Below are 21,328 nucleotides of genomic sequence, written 5' to 3' on the forward strand. Positions count from 1 at the left end.
TCAGGGAACGCGTCCGCAAGACCGGACGTTTGGGGTAAACACATGTCTGTCACATCGCTCTCTTCTTCCTCTCATGCACGCCGCGCCACCCAAGTGGTGATGTGTCTTATGTTGCCACTATTGGCTTCAACGGCGCGCGCCCAAACTCAACCCGAGAGCGCCCCGCAGGCCACAGAGACGGCACCTGCTGCAGGCTCAGGCGGGGGCATTGGCGGCTTTTTCAGCAGCCTGGGGACCTCCATCAAGTCAGCAACCAGCGCTGAAAACACAACTGCCGACTCAACGAAAGCGTCAGATGCTACGCCTGGGGCTTCTGCGCCAACTGGTAACCCAGGCGGTGGCATTGGAGGCTTCTTCAGTGGCTTGGGTGACAAAATCAACCAAACCATCACGGGCAGCCGCGACAAGCCGCAATTTCTGGACTTGGTGGCGGGCGCGTACAAGGCATCCAGCGAGGCCATTGGCGAACAAAAGGACATCGATGAGAGCCGCATCACGCGTGGCGTGTTGTCGGTGCCGGGGTTTACCAACTATGCCAACACTGTGCTGGGAAAACTCAAGCACGCAAGCTTGGTCGAGCAAGTGCCCGGCCAAGTCATTGTGGTGGCCAACGACCAGATGGATGCCGGTGCCACGCCTGATGGCAACATCTTTATCTCCAGCGGGTACATCAGGGAGCTGAAAAACGAAGACCAGCTGGCGGCCTTGCTGGGGCATGAGTTGTCACATGTGCTTTTGCTGCACAACGACTCCAGCGCGTTCCTGCGAGTGCAAAAACAAATCTCCACTTACGCCAACGTGGGCATGAACATTCGCAATGCCGTTGACAAATCAACCGGGGGTGCAGCCAGTAACGTGTTAACTCCCGGGCAAAAAGAAGTGCTGCAACACATGGAACTTCTCATCAGCGTGAGCGACATTGCGCTACATCCGGCCTGGGGCCGCCGCCAGGAGGCAGAGGCCGACCGGCTGGGCATGGACTTAATGATCAAGGCCGGCTACAGCTACACAGACGGCATGATTCCCTGGCTTGAGACTGTCGCCAAGTGGGATGCCATTCAAGATGCCAAAAAGGCAGAGTTGTTGAAGAAGCAGCAAGATTCCATGCAGGCGTTGATGGTCGGCGGCAAGTTTGAAGATTCTGTCAAACAGGGTCTGGGCTTTGCGCTCAACGACATCAAAGGCCAGCTTTCCGCCAGCCATGAGGGGGGCGACAAGCGCATCAACGACCTCGATGCCTATTTCATCAAGGCCTACAACGAGACCGTGCCCAAGGTCAAGCCAACCATCGCGCCGTTTGAGCAGGCCAGAAACAAGCCCGATGTCAAACCCGTACTGGCCGACTACAGCACCGTGTTTCAGGCGCGCAACCTGATCGCTGATATAAAATTTGCCGAGGCCCAAGGCTTATTGAAACCCGTGCTCGGCCCCAGATCGCAAATAGCCGGGCATGCACTGCCCAACCAGCTGATGTTTGAAGCGCTGCGCGGCTTGGGGCGGCGCAAGGAGGCTGAGGCGTATCTGAGCAAGAGCCTGCAGTCAGACAACTCGGTATGGTCGGCGTACGACTCAGCGGCCACTTACTTCAAAGACCAGGGCAATGACGATGCCGTCATCCAGGTTGGGAAAAACGCATTCGTGCGCTTTTCCGGCGCGCCATCAGCGTACCCGCGGCTCGTTGCGCTATACAAGCGCAATGGCCTAACTAAAAACATGAACGATGTGATGTCGGAATGTGCCTTGCGGCAAGCCGACAAACGCGACCAATGCATGGCCGCCACGCGATAAGCCAGCATGACATCCCCTGTACACAAACCGGTAAATACCTCCGGATGGAGGTGGCAACTTTACGTGGTGATCATGACCCTGTCGGTGGGGCTGTTCATGGCCTGGCTGTCAAACAAACTGCTGATTGAAGAGGTCATCAAAAGGGCCACCACCCGCATTTACGCGCCGCTGCTGTCGCTGAACTATTCCAAAGCTGGTCAACAGTCGATTGCTGTCGTGACCATCGATGACACCGACCTCAAAGAGTATGGCTTGAGCTGGCCGGTACCCCTGGACTACTACCAGCGCTTGCTCGATGGCATCGTCAAGAGAGCTCCCAAAGCCGTATTTCTCGATGTGCTCTTTTTGGATAACAAGCCAAAAAGAGAAGTCGAGGCACTGATCGGTGCCGCTTGCCGCGCCACGGATGCAGGCATCCCATTTTTTTTGGCTACCTATGCGCTTGAATCCTTGAGCTCAGATACCGAGCGAGAGCTGTTTGCAGCACGCACCAAATCTGGCGCACCGTGCGTGATTCCTGTGCGCCCAACCATCACCCCGGACTCGCTGGACCAGTCGCAGTGGGCTTACCCGCTACGCCCGCGCAATGCCGACGAAGGCCATCACAGTGCTGACCTGCCAGACTCGGTGGCGCTAAGCATGTATTGCAGGCTTTACCGATACACCTGCCCTGTCAAAACAGAGGTGCCGCTGGCACTGATCTGGGCCAGCAAAGCCGCGCCCACGAACGCGCAAACCATGGTGGTGCGTGACCAACAGGGCGGGCTGGCCCCGGTGTGCCGCGATGTCTGGAACTGGTGGGAAGTGATTCCTGGCGCATCGCTTTTTCGCCAGGTGACCCACATGTCCATGTTGCCGCTTTGCCCCTACAACCAGGTGATTCCTGTCAGGGCATTCAAAAACTATGGCTTCACGCCAGCGCAACTCGACGAAGAATTGCGGGGCAAGGTAGTGTTGATTGGGGTTGATTTGAAATCGATTGGAGACAATCTTTTTTCACCGCTGCATGGCAGACTGCCCGGCGTGCACGTGCATGCCATGGCGCTGGACAACCTGATTTCATTTGACGGTCAATACAGGGAAAACGGCGACTTTGAGTGGCATGAGCTGTGGCACTCATCGGCCAACAGGTTCATTTTTTTGAGCCTGTTGCTGACTGCTGCTGTGATGGTGCCGTGGAACATTTACAAAAAGCGGGTGCTGGCAGACGAGTCAGGCAACGCAATACCTGACAAACCAATACCCCTGTGGCCGAGCAAGGTCACAATGTTTTTCCTCAGCCCTGTGATGGTGTTCTTGGGCACGCCTGGGCTTGGCAAACGCGGCCAAACGCGGTCTCAGTGGTTGCTGCTACCCATCATCCACGTGGTGATTTATGTCGTTCTAGGCCTTGTCGTGTTGCTGATGGGCTACTACGGTTTTTTGCAGGGGCCTTTGTCCATTATTGAATATGTGCTGTTCCCCCTCATGGCGCACTTTTTACACATAGGCGAAACCTTTGCCAATCGGTCCAAGCAAATATGGGAAGCCATGCACGATGACGATCCGTGGGCGCATTGGGCCAAGCTTAACGACGATCACAAGGGCTGAACCAGCGCCTACGGCCCCAGCCGCGCCATCGGCTTGCGGTTTTTCCAGAAGCGTTCCAGTAGCGGCTTCACGCTGACACCATGCACAAAGATCGACAGCGTGACCACAATCAGCGTCAGTTCGATGAACTCCAGCGCCAGCGGCTCTGGTAGACCGTGCTGAATGGCAAACATCAGGTAATACAACGAGCCAATGCCGCGCACGCCAAACCAGCCCACCAGGCCGCGGATGCGCCAGCTGGTGTGCGTGCCTGCCAGGCCCAGAAAAACGCTTGCCGGGCGCACCACCACAAATAAAAACAGCGCCAACGCCACCGCCCGCCAACTCCACGAGCTGGCAAACAGCGTGCCGCCAATCAACAGCACCAGCAGCAGTTCAGACAGCCGCTCCAGATGCTCTTTGAACACCAGTGCTCGCTCGCTGATGGTGGCGGTGGAATCAGGCGGCGGCGAACCCACTGCCACGCTGGCCATGCCTGCCATTGCCACTGCGCTCGACACCTCCACAGGTGTCGCCATGCACGCTGCATCTGGCCCGGTGCCTGCCGTAGCGCGGGGTAACGCCATCTCATCATTAATCAGCTTCAGCTCGGTCTGGCGCAGCGCCACCGCCGCAAAAAACACCGCCAAGAAACCCCAGGCATCCAGCATCACACTCAGACCGTACACCACACCAATGAGGCCCAGGCCAAGAAAATCGTCCATCAAGTCATGCTGCGGCGGGTTGCCACGCAGTTGGCGCCCCACATGGGCCAATGCCACGCCACACGCCACGCCAATGGCAATGCCAGCCCCGGTGGCCCACAGCACCTCCACCAGCGCCCAGCGCTGACCCCATTCGCCCAGGTCATGCAGCCCCAGCAACCCCAGGCCCAGCATCACAAAGGGAAACGCACTGCCGTCATTCATGCCGGCCTCGCAGGTCAGGGTAAAGCGAAGTTGGTCGCGGTCATCGGGGTGGCGGGTTTGCACGTCGGTGGCCAGCACGGGGTCGGTCGGCGCCAAGATGGCGCCCAGCAAAATGCCAGCGCCCAGCGGCAAATCCAGCAGGTAATAAGCAAACGCGGCGATCAACCCCACGCTGACCGCCATCGACACCGTGGCCAGCAAAACGGGCGCGCGCCAGCGGGCAAAGTTGACTGGGGCGGGCATTTTGACGCCGGCTGAAAACAGTGAAATCAGCACCACCACTTCGGTCAAGGTCTCCAGCAACGCAGATTCCTTGAGCGGATTGAAGTGAAACACATTGAGCACGGTAGGCCCCACCAGCAAGCCCACCAGCAGGTAGACGATGGCAGGGGTGATGGGCAAATGTTTGAGCAGCGAGGCCATCATGCCCCGGGCAAGCAGCAAGCCGCCCACAAGCAGAAACCATTGGGCGTTGGTCATGAATCGGACGGGTTTTGAATGGGGCGAAATCGGAACAAAGAGGGCCTAAGCTTAAACCCGCGCCAGAACATGGGCTGTGCGCAAGCGAACAGACGCTACCCGCCGCCGCCCAAAACTGCCCCATGCTGACCGAAAGCGCCGCCAGAATCCAGTGGCAGCCAGCACAAACTTACTCAGTCGGTCGCAGCCTCTGGGGCATGTTTGACGATGGTCACCGGCACGGGTGACGTGTGCAGCACCGCCTGAGACACCGAACCCAGCAGCGCAGCCCGCAGGCCACCCAGGCCGCGCGCGCCCATGATGATGGCGTTGCAACCGTGTCGCTGTGCAATCTCGATCAGCGTGGGCGCCGGCTCGCCCGAGCCAATCTCGCGTTCAAAAGGCACCCCGGCCTGCTGGAACAGCGCTTGCGCACCTTCCAGCACCCGCGCCCCCACAGCGCCTGTCACCCGCTCCAGCACGTCGGCGTCGGGTGCCAGAATCATTTCGTACATGAAGGTGGGCGGCTGCACGGTGGCCAGTACAAAGCTGGCTTGCAAGCCGTTACGCCGCATGTGCAGCGCATGGCGCACAGCGTCCAGGGCCAGCTCGGAGCCGTCAACAGGGATGAGAATTTTCATGGGTGTGCTCCAGGTGGTATGAGATCAGATCAAACAAGGGCGGCTGCAATGGGAGAGCGCTTCACGTGACCTTGACTTGAACCAGCTCCTCGCCATTCGGGTCAGTCACATGCACCGCACAGGCAATGCAGGGGTCAAAACTGTGAACGGTGCGAAGAATTTCCAGGGGCTGCTTGGGGTCTGCCAGCACATGGTTGTGTTGCAAGGCCGCTTCATACGGCCCTGGCTGGCCTTGCGCATCGCGCGGGCCGGCGTTCCAGGTGCTGGGCACCACCGCTTGGTAGTTGCTGATTTTGGCGTCATCGACCACGATCCAGTGTGACAAGCCACCACGCGGGGCTTCCATCAGGCCCACGCCCTGCATGTGCTTGGGCCAGGTGGCGGGTTCCCAATACTGGTCATTGAAAGTGCGCACATCACCCGCCTTGATGTTGGCAATGAGCGCGTCATACCAGCCCTGCATCTCGTCGGCAATGAGCTTGGACTCCAGCCCGCGCGCCGCCGTGCGACCCAATGTGGAGAACAACGCCGTCACTGGCACGCCCAGTTTTTTCAGGGTGAAGTCCACCAGCTCTTTGGTGGACTTGTGGCCGTTGGCGTACATCAGCAGCACCCGCGCCAGTGGGCCAACCTCCATGACCTTGCCTTTCCAGCGCGGCGACTTGATCCATGAGTATTTCTGCGCAACCTCCAGCTGCTCATACGGTGGCTTCGGACCGGTGTAATTCAGCTCGGTTTCGCCCTTAAAAGGGTGCAGACCCTGGGCGTCGCCGGCGCCGTATTTGTACCAGGAGTGGCTGACGAACTCCTGGATTTCATCGCCCCGGTCCAGGTCAATGGGGTGAATTTTGGACAAGTCACCGCCCAGAATGGCGCCGCGCGGCACCAGCAGCGATTCGGTGTCCCAAATGGACTTGCCAGGGAATTCGCCAAACGATAAAAAGTTGCCGCCGGTGTCACCAATGCCGCCCCACTCTTTGTAAAACGAGGCAATCGCCAGCAGGTCAGGCACATAGACCTGGTCGACAAACTCGCGCATCTGGGTGATGACGTTTTGCACCGTTTGCAAGCCGACCATGTTGACTGCCGTGGCCGCCTGACCGCCACCCACATTCTGTGGCCCAGCCATGGTTTGCACCGAAATGGCCGAGGGCACACCACCCACCACAAAATTGGGATGCGGATTCTTGCCGCCAAAAATGGTGTGTAACTTGACAACATCACGCTGCCAGGTAAGCGCTTCAAGGTAGTGCGCCACCGCCATCAGGTTGGCCTCAGGTGGCAGTTTGTAGGCCGGGTGGCCCCAATAGGCGTTGGAAAAAATACCCAACTGACCCTGCTCGACAAAATTCTTGATCTTCTTTTGCACATCGGCAAAGTAGCCTGGCGACGACTTGGAATAGCTGGAAATACTCTGCGCCAGCTCAGAGGTAGCCTTCGGGTCGGCCTTCAGGGCAGACACGACATCGACCCAGTCAAACGCATGCAGGTGATAAAAGTGCATCACGTGGTCATGGATGTACTGGGTGGCAATCATCAGGTTGCGGATCAGCTCGGCATTGCGCGGAATGCTGTAGCTGGGTATGGCACGGTGAAGCGCGTCTTCCACCGACCTGACAGACGCCACACCGTGCACCAGCGTGCAGACACCGCAAATGCGCTGCGCAAACGCCCAGGCGTCACGCGGGTCGCGGCCACGCAGGATGATTTCAATGCCGCGCACCATGGTGCCAGCAGAATAGGCCTGGGTGATCTTGCCGTTGGCATCGGTTTGCGCCTCAATACGCAAATGGCCCTCGATGCGGGTGACGGGGTCAACGACGATACGTTGTGAAGTGCTCATGGTCTGCTTTCCTCAATCTTTAAGGAAGGTGTCAAGAAGCTGGTATTGCGCCTGGGCTTCGTTGTTTTCAGTGCCTATGCCCTCGGCCACCGTCTGGCAGGTGCGCGCCAAACGGGCCTGCATGGCGGCGTCCCAAGCAAGGTTGTCGCCTGTTGCTGCGGCCCGCACGCAGGCCTCGGCAGCCTTGGCCACAAAGTGACCGGCTTGCGGCGCCCAGCCGGTGTCGCGGCCACATTGGGTATAACTTTCTACCCGCGCACTGTGCACTGATTGGGCCACCAACACCAGTTCTGCAGCGCTGATGTCGGCGCGCTCAGCCGCTGCCAAAGCCGCCCTCACACGCACGTCGCCACACAAATCCAGCACCTGCCTGACAAACCGGGCGGCCACCTGGCGTTGGCCGGTGATGGGCAGCGCCGCCAGAGCCGCGCGGAAGTCCTTGTCGTTTTGAATGCTCATGGCATCGCCCCTTTCTCGACCAAGTGGTCGGCCACCATTTCGGTCAGGCCAACCACCGGCAAATCCATTTGGTAATGCTCCAGGCCTTCCTCCAGAACTATGCGGCAGTTGGCACAGGCCGTGACGATGCGGTCAGGCTTGACGGCTTCAAACTGGGTCTTTTTCACCTTGAAGGCCTGCATGCGCAAAGGCTCGCCTTCTTCAATGGCCGAGGCGCCGCCGCCGCCACCGCAACACCAGTTCATGTAACCAGCGTCTGGCATCTCAACAAAGTTCTTTGACACCATGGCCATCAAATCGCGTTGCGGCTGAATCACCCCGCCGCGGCGCGCCAGCTGGCACGGGTCATGGAAGGTCAGGCGGTCTTTCTCGAAGCCTTCGGTTTTGAGCAACCCCTGCGCCTGGAACTCGCCCAGCACCTCAACGATGTGCTGCACCTTGAAGGTAAACGGGCGTCCCATCAGGTTGGAACCTTCCCAGCGCAGCGCGGTGTACGCGTGGCCGCATTCAGGGCTGATCACGGTCTTAACCTTGAGGGTTTCAGCCCCTTCCACAATCCGCGAGACGATGACCCTGGCAATGTCACTGTTACCCATCTGAATGCCGGCGTTAGTGGCCTCAAACGCGGTGGAGCACAGTGTCCAGGTTTTGCCCACATGGGCCATGATCTTGGCAATGGCGCCCAGGTATTCCGGGAAATTCATGATCTCCATGCTGGAGAGCATGACCATGTACTCAGCCCCTTCCACATCCAGCGGAATCGGCAGGCCAAAGTCTTTTTCCACATGTTTCATCTGCGCCTTGACCGCCGGCAGCTTCACGCCCATCGGGCTGCCAATGGTCACCGTGCGGGTCGCTGCACCTTTGATGCCATCCGGAGAATTGCCCGAGGCAGACATGCCCTCGCGCATTTTGCGCACCATGTAGACGATGTCATTGCCCGCCGGGCAAACAGCCGAGCAGCGGCCACACAAGGTGCAAGAGTTGTAGACCAACTCCTGCCACTCGCCCAGTTCGGCATCTGTGACAGGTTTGCTCAAACCCACCAGCTTTTTGATGCGCCCCAACACCGTGTATTCCTGCTCGTAGAGGCGGCGCATGGGCTCCAGTTTGTGGATGGGTGTGTATTTAGGGTCGCCAGTTTCTGTATAAAACAGACAAGCTTCGGCACACAGACCGCAATGCACACAACTGCTGAAGTAGCTGGCAATCGGCGCGTCAATGATTTCCTTGAGCACACGCACGCCTTTTTCAAGTGTGGCACTCATACTGCGACTCCTTTATGGCCATTAACCGTGCCGTTGAACCAGCGCGAGCCAAACACGGTGAAGGCGTGAAACAGCTTGGTGAACGGCAAAAACACCAGCAGCAGCTCGACGCAGAAAATGTGCAGGGTCAGCATGCTGGTGTAGGGCAACAGCAAATGCCGTACTGCCAGCCAACCAGTCAGCAAGGGCATGAAGGTCAGCCCCCAGGTGAACCAGTCTTCAAACGTCGACAAAAACCGTTTGACCGGGTTTTTGATGCGGTCCACCAGCAACACCAGCATGGCAGCCAGAGTGATGATCGTCACCATATCGACAAACTGCGACGGCAGCGCAGGCCACGACACCCCCAGCAGGCTTTCAATCAGCTTGATGTGGGGCGCAAACAAAAACACCACCACCGCCAACCCCACATGAAAAATGCCGCCGGCAATGTAGGTCACAGGCGCTTTTTTCAGCAAACCCTCCGCAGGCAAGGTGCGCCTGAAGATGGTGTGCCAGCCCGATGCGCCAGCGAGGCTGCGCGGTGCCGACAGGTCTTTTTTGCGGCCCAGGCTGTAAACCTCAAACAGCCGCCAGAGAACGCCCGCCACAAAAATAGCAATGGAAATATTAAGGCCCGTGCCCCTGACCCAGGTCAGCAATTGCATGTCGTTCATTTTTGTTTCTCCAGATCAGCCAGGGTGGTGGTTTCATGCCCCAACTTGGCCGCGCTCTTCTTGGCGCGGTTCATCAGGCTCACGCCCACACCCACGGCAATGCCCACACTGGCCGCAACTGCCACCGTCTTGACCGGGCTGGCTGGCATGGACAGCGCCTGGTAGAAACCACCGCCATCCCAAAAGTCAGGCTCGGAACAACCCAGGCAACCATGCCCGGACTCCACTGGCCATGAGGTGCCCGCGTTCCACTTGGTGGTGGCGCACGAGTTGTAAGTTACCGGGCCTTTGCAGCCCAGCTCAAACAGGCACCAGCCATTGCGCGCGCCTTCGTCGTCAAAAGTCTTGGCAAACTTGCCCTGGTCGTAAAACGGCCGGCGGTAACAGCGGTCGTGAATGGTTTCGCCGTAAAACGATTTGGGCCGGCCCTTCTTGTCCAACTCGGGCAGCGTGCCGAAGGTCAGGAAGTGCGCCAGCACACCCGTCATCACCACCGGAATCGGCGGGCAACCCGGAATGTTGACGATGGGCTTGTCCTTGATGATGTCTGACACCGACACCGCACCGGTCGGATTCGGGTGGGCTCTAGGCAAGCCGCCGTAACTGGCGCACGAGCCCATGGCAATGATGGCCGCCGCACCCTTAGCAACTTCTTTCAGGGTGTCCAGATTGGAGCGCCCACCGATGCACGAGTAGGCCCCGTCCAGCCCCAGCGGAATCGAGCCATCCACGATCAACAGGTACTTGCCCTCGTTGGCTTTCATGGCCGCGTGCAGGGCTTCTTCGGCCTGGTGACCAGCAGCCGCCATCAGGGTTTCCTGATAGTCAAGCGACACCGAATTAAAGATCAGTTGCTCCAGCGTGGGCGAATGAGACCGGGTGATGGACTCGGTGCAGCCCGTGCATTCCTGAAACGGCAACCAGATCACCGAGGGGCGTTTGGCTGGCGCCGGGGTGGCTGCCAGTGCTTGCGCCATCGCTTGGCCCGCCATGGGCGGCAACGCCATCATGGAGGCCAATGTGGCGCAGTACTTGGAAAAATTTCGTCGACTGATGCCAGCCCTGGCAAGCGACTCAATCAATGGTTCATGCATGATGCGCGTCCCCTCGTCATAGAAGTTTTACGTCAAACCACCACCTCAACTCATATTGGCAACCAGCAACTCAAGCCGCTCCAGCCCGCTGCGTATGTCATCCACATGCGCCTTGACCAGTTTGGGGACGTGGGTCACCTCAATGAAGGCAGACATCACACCGCCTGCCGGGTTGTGGTGCTCAACCCACCAGACACCTGGGCAGTTGGTTTCGTTCAACGTAGATTCGCCATCGGCGTCCAGCGCGATGCGGATTTCGCCAGCGCCCAGGCGCTCGCGCAGCCAGTCCAGATCAGCAGCACTCAGGGGCATGGCCAGCAGGTCGATGGCTGCGCTCTCGCCACTGTCAATCAAGCGGCGCACCCGGTCTGCAATCTCGCGCAACAACACGGCAGCGTTGCCCGACAGCGCGGCTGCGGGGGCAACAGCACTGACTGTGACGATGGCAATGTCATCAAGCTTCATGTGGTTTGCCAGTCTTCAATGAGTTGCCGAATGGCCGCAGCCACAGCCGGAATGCTGGCAGCCACCACTGGCGTGGGCAACTCGCCCCAATCCACCACTTGCGGCTGGATCGCCAGCAGGGCTCGCTTTTGCGGCCAGTGGCCTGACAACAAGGCAATGGCGCGCAGGTCCGTCAAACCCACCTCATGCACCGTGGACTTGCGGTTGCCCAACAAAAAAGCATCCATGGCGTCGCCATCAAACAGCTTCCAGCTGCCCGGCGCTGCATTGATGTTGGCGGCGTCCACAACGATCAAGGCGTCGGCATCCTGAATTGGCCCGGCCAGCGTGAAAGACAAGGTGCCGCCGTCTAGCAACTCAACGCCATCGGGCAGCGGCGCACCCTGACTCAACGCGTGCAGCACATGGATACCCACCCCCTCATCGCTGAGGAGCGTGTTTCCTATGCCGAGCACAAGCAAGTTCATGACGGTGTTATTTGAGCTTAAGTGACTACAAATGTAGGTTTGTCAAACTGGCACCTCGTTGATATAAATCAACTGTTGATTGTTCCTTATCGCGATAGTCATGCGCTGGTATTTACCTTAATTTCATACTTACAAACGTCATGTGTCTCGCTGTTCCCATGCAAATCACCGCCATCAATGGCTTGTCGGCCCATTGCGAGGCACGCGGCGTATACCGGGATATTTCTATCTTTATGCTGCGCGACGACCCGCCGCAGATCGACGATTTTGTGATGGTCAGCATGGGTCAGGCGGTCAGAATAGTCAGCGCCGAAGATGCCCGTCTGTCCTGGGAACTTTATGACCAGATCCTGGCGGACCCTGGGTAAACTTTCGTCAACTCACCCGATTGATTCCACCTGGCGCGACTGGTCGTAAGCACTGCCAAAGCGGTTGGCCAGCAGGTCAGGCAGGGCCACTTGCTCTTGCCGGATGAAACCTTGCTGCGGTAGTTTGCCCTGACGGAACAAATCCACTGCCGCACAAATGCCCGCCGCCGTGGTGATCTGGATGGCGCTCATGGGCTGATCTTCTGAGCGGTCGGCAAAAATCTTGCGGGCAAACACCTCTTGCACAAACTGGCCGTCACGCTCGCCGCTAACGGTCACAAACACCAGCACCACGTCTTGCATGGTCAGCGGAATGGAGCGCCTAAAAATGGCTTTGAGGGTTTCCTGGTCGTGCTGCATGCCAAGCTCTTGCAGCAGCATTTTCATCAGGTCGCGATGGCCAGGGTAGCGCACGGTTTTGTAATCTAGTGTCTCGACCCGGCCCTTCAGCGTGTCGCACAGCGTGCCTAGACCACCCGAGGTGTTGAAGGCCTCGTACTCGGTGCCATCCAGTGAAAAGTGCTCCAGGCCTTCCAGTGGCAGGGCTTCAATCAAGGCGCCGTTGTGGATGGCTTCGCAGGGGTGGCAATACTCGTTGATGAGGCCGTCCACGCTCCAGGTCAGGTTGTATTTAAGGGCGTTGGTCGGAAAGGCCGGCAGCGCCCCGACACGCATCTTGACCTCACGCAAGCTGCTGAACTTCTGGCTCAGGTGGTGCGCCACAATGCCAATGAAGCCAGGCGCCAGCCCGCACTGCGGCATGAACGCTGTCTTGGCGCCATCGGCCAATTTCATGATGCCGCGGGTGGCGGCCACGTCTTCTGTCAAATCAAAATAGTGGCAACCAGCAGCCTTGGCTTGCGTGGCCACGGTGAGCGCCAAGTGGTAGGGCAACGCGTTGATGACGGCATCAAAGCCTTGCAGACATTTCAACAATTCTGCGGCATTCGATGTGTCGACCAACTCGGTTTGCAGATCCAGATGGCTCAGGCTTTTCAGCGCCACCACACTGCAGTCCACCACCTTGAGCTGGTAGTCGCCGCTTTGCGACAACAGCTTGGCAATCACTTGGCCAATGTGGCCCGCACCCATTAAAACAACACGCATCATGCACTCCTTCAGTTCTGTGAATGTGGTCAGTTTAGGGGCTAGTATTGTCAGATGCATCGAACAATATGACGATAAATATGGCTTAAATGTCAAAATGACGCGACAAAAGTCAAAATGACTAAACCGGACCAAATTTTCCATGCCCCCACCCATTACCCCCACACCGCCCGCCTTGCGTGACACGCTTGACCGCGAGTTAATCGCCTTGCTGCAAACCAACGCGCGTGAATCCGCCGCCAATCTGGCGCGCAAACTGGGCACGGCGCGCACCACCGTGCTGGCCAGAATCAGCCGACTTGAGCGCGAAGGCATCATTGCCGGCTACACCGTGCGGCTGGCGCAAGACGTGCTGAACCAGGGCCTGCAAGCATTCGTTGGCTTAACGGTGCAGCCCAAAGCCGGCCGTGAGGTAGAGGCCCGACTGGCGCGCATGTTCGAGGTGCGCCAGCTCTGCGCGGTCAGTGGCGAATTTGATTACGTGCTGCTGTTGCACGCCGAATCTGCGGTGCGTCTCAACACCCTGCTGGACGATATTCGCAACCTGGAAGGCGTGGTAAAAACCACCACCTCGGTGGCGCTGGCCTGGAAGATAGAGCGCACCTGAGGCGCCCAGTCAGTTAGTCCGCACTTGCCATCGGTATACTGATCTGCAGGCCTAACCCCAGGCTTCAACTGCATGACTGCCACTCACAAAACCTCGCCCGCCAAGCCCACACTGCGCCTACAGGCTGAAGTGGCCGCCCGGGACACTACTGCAAGCGCTGCAGAACACACGCAAGACTTGTCACCCATTGCCATGCGCAAGCTCATTCACGAACTGCGTGTGCACCAGATTGAGCTGGAACTGCAAAACGACGAACTGCGCCGCACCCAGGCCGAGCGCGACATGGCGCAAGCGCGCTATTTCGACTTTTATGATTTGGCTCCCGTAGGCTATTTCACCCTCGACCTGCAGGGGCTGATTTTGCAAGCCAACCTGACCAGCGCCAGCCAGCTGGGCGTGGCGCGGTCCAAGCTGCACAAGCACAAGCTTGATGCCTTCATTCACCACGAAGACCAGGACAGCTTCTACCTGATGCGCAAAAAAGCCAGCACCAGCAACGAGTCCCAGTCGTGTGAACTGCGTTTGATCAAACCCAAAACCAAGCCAATTTGGGTTCGGGTGGACGCCATAGCAGCCGTGGAGGATGACGACACACCGGTCCTGCGCCTGGTGGTGATTGACATTTCTGAGCGCAAGCGGCTGGAAGCCTCACAGCTGGCCAACAGCAAGTTCCGCGATGCCATTTTGGACTCGGTTTCCGCTCAAATTGCGGTACTGGACAGCGACGGCATCATTCTGGCGGTCAACCAAACTTGGCGAGAGTTTGCGCGGGACAACCGTACCGAGCCTGCAGAACCCGACAGCGGCACGTACATTGGCGTCAATTACCTTGACCTGTGCCTGGCGATACAGGAGGGTGACGCACAGCAAGACGCAGCACAGGTGCGCAATGGCATTCTGCAAGTGATCGCAGGCAGCCTGCCCAACTTTCATCTTGACTACCATTGCCATTCGCCAACAACACAGCGCTGGTTCAACTTGTCCGTGACGCCCATGAACCTGGAGGGTCATGGCGTGGTCGTGACACACACCGACATCACCGAACAGAAACGGCTGCAAGCAGCAGAACTCACGCACGCGGTTGAAGGCGGGCTGGCCACGTCGCGCCAGCAATTGCGTGAATTGGTGGCCCTCAATGAAGCTGAGCGGGAAGAAGAAAGAAAACACATCGCCCGAGAAGTGCATGACGAACTGGGTCAATTCCTGACTGCACTGCGCATGGACTTGTCTTTGATGACCATGCGTTTTGGCGCACTTGATACGGCCTTGGTCACGCAGGTTGACGCCAGCAAAGCGCTGGTTGATCGCGCCATTCGGTCAGTACGCCGGGTGGCTGCCAATTTGCGCCCACCCGAACTCGACTTGGGCTTGGTGACAGCGCTCGAATTTTTGTGCAAGGAATTCAACCGGCACAACGGCGCCGCCTGCCAGCTGAAACTGTCTGTGCCGTACATTGCCGTGGATGACGCCCATACCGTGGTTATTTTCCGCATCGTGCAAGAATCGCTGACCAACGTGGCACGTTATGCCCAGGCCACGCAGGTCATCGTTGACCTAGGTTGTGACGGTACGCAACTTGGCCTCGAAATTCGTGACAACGGCCAAGGCTTTGACATGGCAGCCGTGGCAGCCCGAAAAACGCTTGGCTTGCTCGGCATGCGTGAGCGTGCCCTGGCTTTGGCGGGGCATCTGGAGGTGATCAGTGCGCCCGGCCAAGGCACCGTGGTGGCAGTTACCATTCCGCTTGACTTGAACATGAACCAGCCCAACCCATGATCAATTTACTCCTTGCAGACGACCACGCCATTGTGCGCAGTGGTTTGGCCCAAATTTTTGCACTGTCACCCGATGTGGTGGTGGCGGGTGAAGCCGCTGACGGCACCGAGGCAATGGAATTGTTGCGGCTCAAACATTTTGACTTGCTGCTGCTCGACCTCAACATGCCGGGCATCAGCGGGCCGGATTTGATTGCGCGAATCAAGGCGCATCAGCCAGACCTGCCAATTTTGGTGCTCAGCATGCACGACGAACCGCAGGTGGCCGCCCGGGCGCTCAAGGCCGGGGCCAACGGCTACATCAGCAAAGACTGCGAGCCCGACGTGCTGCTGGCAGCCATTCGCAAAGTGGCGGGGCGTGGCAACTACATCGACCCAGCCATTGCCAGCCAAATGGCTTTTGCAACCACCGAGCGCCGTTCAGCGCACAGCCGCCTGTCTGAGCGGGAACTCAGCGTGCTGCGCCTGCTGACCAAAGGCCTAGGCGTGAAAGAAATTGGCGACCAACTGGCCATCAGCGGCAAAACCGTCAGCACGCACAAAGCCCGCCTGATGGAAAAACTCAACACCAGCAACATGGCAGAGCTGATGCGCTACGCCATCGCGCACGAGCTGCAGGCTTAGCATCCGGCCATTGCCCCGGACACCAGTGGCCCACTGGTTGTCATGGCGCTGCCGCACCCGGCCCTGACAACACTGTAGGCCGCGCCCTACCCCGCATCAGGCATTTCACACAACCAAATCAGCCTGGCCTGATGGCGCGGGCAGGCCACCTTGAACATCATTGACTGATGTACAGGGAACACATTGCAAAAGATGCAGCCGCAGCCACCGATACGCTCATCAAGAGCATCGGCATTCCCTCGCGCCCCGGCACGTTGGTTCAGCTGCAGACCGAAATCGCCAGTGACGACTCCGACATTGGATTGATTGCCAACCTGGTGGCCAGTGACGTGGCCCTGACGGTAGCCACCTTGCGGGTTGTCAACTCGCCAGTTTTTGCCCTCTCACGGTCATGTGAGACGGTGGACAAGGCCATTGCCATGCTGGGTTTGCAGCAGTTGAACGTGATCGTCACCGGCCTAGTGCTGCGCAACGTACTTCGCGGAGACGCACAGCAACTGGCGCAGTTTTGGGACGTGTCTGGCAAACGGGCCTACGCCATGTCGCAACTGGCCCGAACTTTGCGGCTGGTCGATGTGCCGGTGGCGCAGTCGTTTGGCCTGTTTTGCGATGTCGGTATTCCCCTGCTGATGCAGCGTTTTACAGACTACAAGCAAACCCTGGCCGACTGCCACAACGAACGCCAGCGTTGTTTTACCGCGCCAGAACAAGACCGACACCACACCGACCACGCCCTGATTGGCGCCATGATGGCCCGCAGTTGGGGCCTGTCGCCCACGCTGTGCTTGGCGATTCAACGGCACCACGACTACTCCGCCTTCTCAGACCCGAAGGTGCCAGAGACGGTGTCGCGCCTGATGGCGATGGGCCTGGTGACTGAGGCCGCCATCCAGCGTTTTGCTGGGTGCACGGGCAGCGCCGAATGGGACAAGGGCGGCGACCATGCCGCCGGTGCCCTGGTGCTCAATGTGCAAGACACCGAGGACTGGATCGACCGCCTGTTTCATGACTTTGCCGCAGGGCTGGCCTGATGTCTGCCCGACATGGCACAACCCCGAGTCCGCATGACCATCACCGCCTCTTACACCCAACCAAAAAGAGAGATGCCGCATGAAGCTCAATCACCTGAAAATCTCCACCCGCTTGGTCATACTGATCAGCGTTATGTCGGTGATGTTAATCAGCATTGGCGGCATTGGCCTGTATGGCATCAGCCAGAGCAACGATGCACTCAAACGGGTGTTCGACGACCGCATGGTGCCCATGGGACAAATTACCCAAGTACAGCGCCTGCTGCTGCGCAACCGCCTGGCAATTGCCAATTCCTTGCTTGACCCCAGTCCGGAGGTAATCAAGCAAGACATGGCCCAAATTGATGGCAACAACGCTGCCATTGAACGAGCCTGGGGAGCCTACATGGCCACTAGCCTGACTGCGCAAGAAGCCATTCTGGCCAAAAAATTCACAGCCGACCGCACCCAGTTTGTACAGGAAGGGCTGCTTCCTGCCGTGGCCGCACTGCGGGCCAACAACACAACTGAAGCCCACCGGATGGTGATAGAAAAAATTCGCCCGCTCTACATCCTGGTGGCAGCCGGCATTGAATCCCTGATGGCACTGCAGCTTAGCGAGGCCAAGCAAGAGTTTGACACTGCCGCCGTGCGCTACAGCAACATTCGCTGGCTGGCCATCAGTTCCATTCTGGGCGGTGTACTGCTGGCCGCGCTGTTTGGCGCGGCACTGATTCGCAGCACCTCGCGCGCCCTGCAGCACGCCGTGGACATCTCCCATGGCATCGCGCAGGGTGACCTCAATCAAACCATCACGCCTGATGGTCGCGATGAAGTCGCCCAGGTGCTCATCGCCTTGTCAGAGATGCAGGGCAACTTGGCCCGAGTGGTCTCGAATGTGCGCAGCGGCTCCCAGGGCGTGGCCACAGCCAGCGCGCAAATTGCCTCGGGTAACCACGACCTGAGCGCCCGCACCGAGCAACAGGCCAGCGCACTGGAAGAAACCGCGGCGTCCATGGAGCAGCTCAATGCCACCGTCAAGCAAAACGCCGAAAACGCGCAGCAAGCGAACCAACTGGCGCAAGCCGCCAGCAGCACAGCGATGCAAGGCGGCGAAGCGGTGGCTGAGGTGGTGAACACCATGAAACACATCAACGACTCGTCCAAGCGCATTTTTGACATCATCAGCGTGATCGACGGCATTGCCTTCCAGACCAACATTTTGGCCCTGAATGCCGCCGTGGAAGCCGCCCGTGCAGGTGAACAAGGGCGCGGGTTTGCCGTGGTGGCCACCGAGGTGCGTAGCCTGGCCGGGCGCTCAGCCGATGCCGCCAAGGAAATCAAGACACTGATTGGTGCCAGTGTCGAGCGGGTAGAACAAGGCACCGCATTGGTTGACCGGGCCGGCCTGACCATGGACGAGGTGGTGACCAGCATTCGGCGCGTGACCGACATCATGGGCGAGATCAGTTCGGCCAGCCGCGAACAAAGCCAGGGTGTCAGCCAAGTGGGAGATGCGGTGACACAAATGGACCAGGTCACGCAGCAAAATGCCGCGCTGGTGGAAGAAATGGCGGCCGCCGCCAGCAGCTTGAAAGCCCAGGCGCAAGACCTGGTGCAAACCGTGGCGGTGTTCAAGCTCCGTGCCGGCGATGGACAGCACAGCCTGGCGCTGCCCACCACGGCGGCGGTGCGGGTGCACCCACCCAAGGTCAGCAATTTCAAGGGGACTGACCGGCGCGCTGTGGGCACACCCAAGGGAGCGGCTGCGCGCGAACACACCCCTACGCCGAGCCGGCCAGCACCTGCAAAGGCCACCAAACCCGCCCCGTTACCTGCCCCCCAACCTGCAGCAGCAGCCAGTGGCAGCAATGATGGTGACTGGGAAACGTTTTAAACACCAAAACATAGTCAACCATCGGCTTGCCCCATTTTTAACCACCAGGAGTCCTTTATGAACAAACGCAGTTACCTCAAATATTTCTCGGTCCTTGCCTTGAGCATTGGACTCGCGGCGCCCGTGCTGGCGTCAGAAACACCGGCCACACTCAAAGGCGCCACGTTAGTCAGTGCTGCCGAAGTCAACAAGCTGTTGGGCAGCGGCGTGCCAGTCATTGATACCCGCGTGGCTGCCGAATACGCTGAAAAAACCATCAAGGGTGGCAAGAGCGTTCCCTACAAGGAAAAGAGCGCCAAAGACGCCAACTTTGATGCATCTCAAGACCAATTTGACCTGAGCAAACTCCCCGCAGACAAAGCAGCACCCATCGTTTTCTTTTGCAACTCAGGCGAATGCTGGAAGAGCTACAAGGCATCAGTGGTTGCCATGAAAGCTGGCTATACCAAGGTCAACTGGTTCCGTGGCGGTGTTCCTGAATGGTTGAAAGCGGGTTTACCCACCCAATAATCATTCAATCAACTGCCAGGGAGGCATTGTTGTGGGCATTCAACTAACAATAAAAAACCGCTTGTGGATGCTCTCAGCGTTCGCCATGCTAGGAGTGGCCACACTGGCGGCCGTCATTTTCATGGCGAATCGCATCAGTGCAAACGCACTGCAAAACCTCTACGAAGACAACACCCTGTCAATTGTCCGTATCCAGAAAATAGAAAGCACACTTCTGGATGTGCGTTTTCGGGTTGCAGGCGTGTTACTTGAGCAATTGCCGGTTCAAGGGTCGCTGAACCACCTCAAAGAAGCACGTGCAACGCTGGCAACAGAATCAAAAACAGCCATGCCAGTGTTCGCTAAAGTTTTTGTCAATGCCGACAGCGCTGCTTCTGTCCAGGCTTTGCAATCAAACTGGCCTCAGGTTGATGAGTTGCTGGGCAAGCTGGACAAGGCCTACACCAACAAAGACAACGCGGCGCTGGCAACCGTACTTGAAGACGACTGGCCTGTGTTGCACAAAAATGTCATCAAGCATCTGCAGGTGCTGGTGCCTGCATCCAGGGACATGGCTGAAAAGGCCTATGTCAAGAACAGCCAACACATTCACAACTGGTCGCTGGCCGGCCAGGTTTTGGGGGTGTTGGGCTTGTTGCTTGTGCTGCTGGTTGCTTTCCTGACCGCCCGAGCCGTCATCCGTCCCATCGCCCTGGCCCAGACCGCATTGGTAAAAATGGCTGCGGGGGAACTCGGCGACCCGATTGACCCTGGCCCGCCTGACGAGATGGGTGTGCTGATGCGCGACCTGGAAGCCTTGCGCGTGAGCCTGGTGAAGGTCGTCAGCCACGTGCGCCAGGGCTCCGAAAGCGTTGCCACCGCCAGCGCCGAAATCGCCCAAGGCAATCAGGACCTTAGCAACCGCACCGAATCCCAGGCAAGCGCGCTGGAGCAAACCGCTGCCAGCATGGAAGAACTCTCAAGCACCGTCAAACAAAACGCCGACAACGCCCGCCAAGCCAACCAGTTGGCCATGAGCGCCAGCACGGTGGCCATTCAGGGTGGCGAAGTGGTGGCCCAGGTGGTCGACACCATGAAGGGCATCGTTGATGCCAGCCGCAAGATCAGCGACATCATCAGTGTGATTGACGGCATTGCGTTCCAGACCAACATTCTGGCGCTGAACGCCGCAGTAGAAGCCGCCCGTGCCGGTGAGCAGGGCCGTGGTTTTGCCGTGGTGGCCTCGGAAGTTCGGTCACTGGCCGGGCGCAGCGCTGATGCAGCCAAAGAAATCAAGACCCTGATCAACGCCAGCGTTGAACGCGTTGAAAAAGGCACCGCGCTGGTCGACCAGGCCGGCACCACCATGCAGGAGGTGGTCAGCAGCATCCGCCGCGTGACCGACCTCATGGGCGAGATCAGTGCTGCCAGCAACGAGCAAAGCCAGGGTGTCAGCCAGGTGGGGGATGCGGTCACACAAATGGACCAGGTCACGCAGCAAAACGCTGCCTTGGTGGAAGAAATGGCGGCGGCCGCCAGCAGCCTGAAAGCCCAAGCGCAAGACCTGGTGCAAACCGTGGCGGTGTTCAAGCTCGGCGGCAATGACAAGCAACGCAGCGCGGCGCGCCCCGAGTTTGCCCGCAATCCGGTGGCGGTTCGCGCCAGCAACGCAGCGCCAGCCCCTTACACAAGCGCGGAGCGACGTTCATTGGCGTCGCCGCTAAGACAAGTGGCACGCCCGGAGGCTCTCAAATTGGCGCCTCAAGTCGCCGCAGCTTCAGGTCAGGACGGAAATTTTGAGTCTTTTTGACCT

At 58.7% G+C, this 21,328-nt stretch carries 20 protein-coding genes; 10 read left to right on the forward strand and 10 right to left on the reverse strand.

The window, feature by feature from the left end; all coding sequences use genetic code 11:
- Window positions 1-42 precede the first annotated feature (42 nt).
- Window positions 43-1,788: a M48 family metalloprotease gene (locus PHQ58_RS06690; RefSeq protein WP_300108766.1), complete on the forward strand. Its 1,746-nt coding sequence runs from the start codon at window positions 43-45 to the stop codon at window positions 1,786-1,788.
- Window positions 1,789-1,794: 6 nt separating this feature from the next.
- Complete coding sequence (locus PHQ58_RS06695; protein ID WP_300108769.1) at window positions 1,795-3,378, forward strand: CHASE2 domain-containing protein; 1,584 nt, start codon at window positions 1,795-1,797, stop codon at window positions 3,376-3,378.
- 8 nt (window positions 3,379-3,386) lie between these two features.
- Here PHQ58_RS06695 and PHQ58_RS06700 read toward each other — a convergent pair whose 3' ends face one another.
- The 9 genes from PHQ58_RS06700 to PHQ58_RS06740 form a co-directional block, all read right to left on the reverse strand.
- The gene (locus PHQ58_RS06700; protein ID WP_300108771.1) at window positions 3,387-4,766 is read right to left on the reverse strand and encodes a cation:proton antiporter; all 1,380 of its coding nucleotides are present in this window, start codon (window positions 4,764-4,766) and stop codon (window positions 3,387-3,389) included.
- A gap of 173 nt (window positions 4,767-4,939) precedes the next feature.
- Complete coding sequence (locus PHQ58_RS06705) at window positions 4,940-5,386, reverse strand: universal stress protein (RefSeq protein WP_300108774.1); 447 nt, start codon at window positions 5,384-5,386, stop codon at window positions 4,940-4,942.
- A 61-nt stretch (window positions 5,387-5,447) separates the two neighbouring features.
- Complete coding sequence (locus PHQ58_RS06710) at window positions 5,448-7,229, reverse strand: nickel-dependent hydrogenase large subunit (RefSeq protein ID WP_300108776.1); 1,782 nt, start codon at window positions 7,227-7,229, stop codon at window positions 5,448-5,450.
- A 12-nt stretch (window positions 7,230-7,241) separates the two neighbouring features.
- The gene (locus tag PHQ58_RS06715) at window positions 7,242-7,688 is read right to left on the reverse strand and encodes a hypothetical protein (RefSeq protein ID WP_300108778.1); all 447 of its coding nucleotides are present in this window, start codon (window positions 7,686-7,688) and stop codon (window positions 7,242-7,244) included.
- Complete coding sequence (locus tag PHQ58_RS06720; RefSeq protein ID WP_300108780.1) at window positions 7,685-8,956, reverse strand: (Fe-S)-binding protein; 1,272 nt, start codon at window positions 8,954-8,956, stop codon at window positions 7,685-7,687. Before PHQ58_RS06720 ends, PHQ58_RS06715 begins: the two co-directional genes overlap by 4 nt.
- Window positions 8,953-9,612, reverse strand: a complete 660-nt coding sequence (locus PHQ58_RS06725; protein WP_300108784.1) for a nitrate reductase — start codon at window positions 9,610-9,612, stop codon at window positions 8,953-8,955. Before PHQ58_RS06725 ends, PHQ58_RS06720 begins: the two co-directional genes overlap by 4 nt.
- The gene (locus tag PHQ58_RS06730) at window positions 9,609-10,706 is read right to left on the reverse strand and encodes a hydrogenase small subunit (RefSeq protein WP_300108787.1); all 1,098 of its coding nucleotides are present in this window, start codon (window positions 10,704-10,706) and stop codon (window positions 9,609-9,611) included. Before PHQ58_RS06730 ends, PHQ58_RS06725 begins: the two co-directional genes overlap by 4 nt.
- A 45-nt stretch (window positions 10,707-10,751) precedes the next feature.
- A complete protein-coding gene (locus tag PHQ58_RS06735) occupies window positions 10,752-11,171 on the reverse strand; it encodes a hydrogenase expression/formation C-terminal domain-containing protein (protein WP_300108789.1) in 420 nt (139 codons plus the stop codon).
- Entirely contained in the window at window positions 11,168-11,638 is a 471-nt protein-coding gene (locus PHQ58_RS06740; protein WP_300108792.1) for a HyaD/HybD family hydrogenase maturation endopeptidase, read from the reverse strand. Before PHQ58_RS06740 ends, PHQ58_RS06735 begins: the two co-directional genes overlap by 4 nt.
- 140 nt (window positions 11,639-11,778) lie before the next feature.
- Between PHQ58_RS06740 and PHQ58_RS06745 the strand changes: the two genes are divergently transcribed.
- The gene (locus PHQ58_RS06745; RefSeq protein WP_300108795.1) at window positions 11,779-12,006 is read left to right on the forward strand and encodes a HypC/HybG/HupF family hydrogenase formation chaperone; all 228 of its coding nucleotides are present in this window, start codon (window positions 11,779-11,781) and stop codon (window positions 12,004-12,006) included.
- A gap of 12 nt (window positions 12,007-12,018) precedes the next feature.
- Here PHQ58_RS06745 and PHQ58_RS06750 read toward each other — a convergent pair whose 3' ends face one another.
- Window positions 12,019-13,113, reverse strand: a complete 1,095-nt coding sequence (locus tag PHQ58_RS06750) for a saccharopine dehydrogenase C-terminal domain-containing protein (protein WP_300108798.1) — start codon at window positions 13,111-13,113, stop codon at window positions 12,019-12,021.
- Between the two features lie 142 nt (window positions 13,114-13,255).
- Between PHQ58_RS06750 and PHQ58_RS06755 the strand changes: the two genes are divergently transcribed.
- The 7 genes from PHQ58_RS06755 to PHQ58_RS06785 all read left to right on the forward strand — a co-directional run bounded on the left by PHQ58_RS06755 (window position 13,256) and on the right by PHQ58_RS06785 (window position 21,325).
- Complete coding sequence (locus tag PHQ58_RS06755; RefSeq protein ID WP_300108801.1) at window positions 13,256-13,720, forward strand: Lrp/AsnC family transcriptional regulator; 465 nt, start codon at window positions 13,256-13,258, stop codon at window positions 13,718-13,720.
- 72 nt (window positions 13,721-13,792) lie between these two features.
- On the forward strand, window positions 13,793-15,496 hold the full coding sequence (locus tag PHQ58_RS06760; protein ID WP_300108804.1) for a PAS domain S-box protein: 1,704 nt from the start codon (window positions 13,793-13,795) through the stop codon (window positions 15,494-15,496).
- Window positions 15,493-16,119, forward strand: a complete 627-nt coding sequence (locus PHQ58_RS06765; RefSeq protein ID WP_300108807.1) for a response regulator transcription factor — start codon at window positions 15,493-15,495, stop codon at window positions 16,117-16,119. Before PHQ58_RS06760 ends, PHQ58_RS06765 begins: the two co-directional genes overlap by 4 nt.
- Before the next feature lie 167 nt (window positions 16,120-16,286).
- Entirely contained in the window at window positions 16,287-17,150 is an 864-nt protein-coding gene (locus tag PHQ58_RS06770) for an HDOD domain-containing protein (protein WP_300108809.1), read from the forward strand.
- 79 nt (window positions 17,151-17,229) lie between these two features.
- Window positions 17,230-19,026, forward strand: a complete 1,797-nt coding sequence (locus PHQ58_RS06775) for a methyl-accepting chemotaxis protein (protein ID WP_300108812.1) — start codon at window positions 17,230-17,232, stop codon at window positions 19,024-19,026.
- A gap of 57 nt (window positions 19,027-19,083) precedes the next feature.
- Window positions 19,084-19,536, forward strand: coding sequence for a rhodanese-like domain-containing protein (locus PHQ58_RS06780; protein WP_300108814.1), 453 nt, complete (start codon window positions 19,084-19,086; stop codon window positions 19,534-19,536).
- A gap of 31 nt (window positions 19,537-19,567) precedes the next feature.
- Entirely contained in the window at window positions 19,568-21,325 is a 1,758-nt protein-coding gene (locus PHQ58_RS06785; protein WP_300108817.1) for a methyl-accepting chemotaxis protein, read from the forward strand.
- The last annotated feature ends 3 nt before the right edge of the window (window positions 21,326-21,328 follow it).

This window comes from Rhodoferax sp. (genome assembly GCF_028688795.1).
Classification (GTDB): domain Bacteria; phylum Pseudomonadota; class Gammaproteobacteria; order Burkholderiales; family Burkholderiaceae_C; genus Rhodoferax.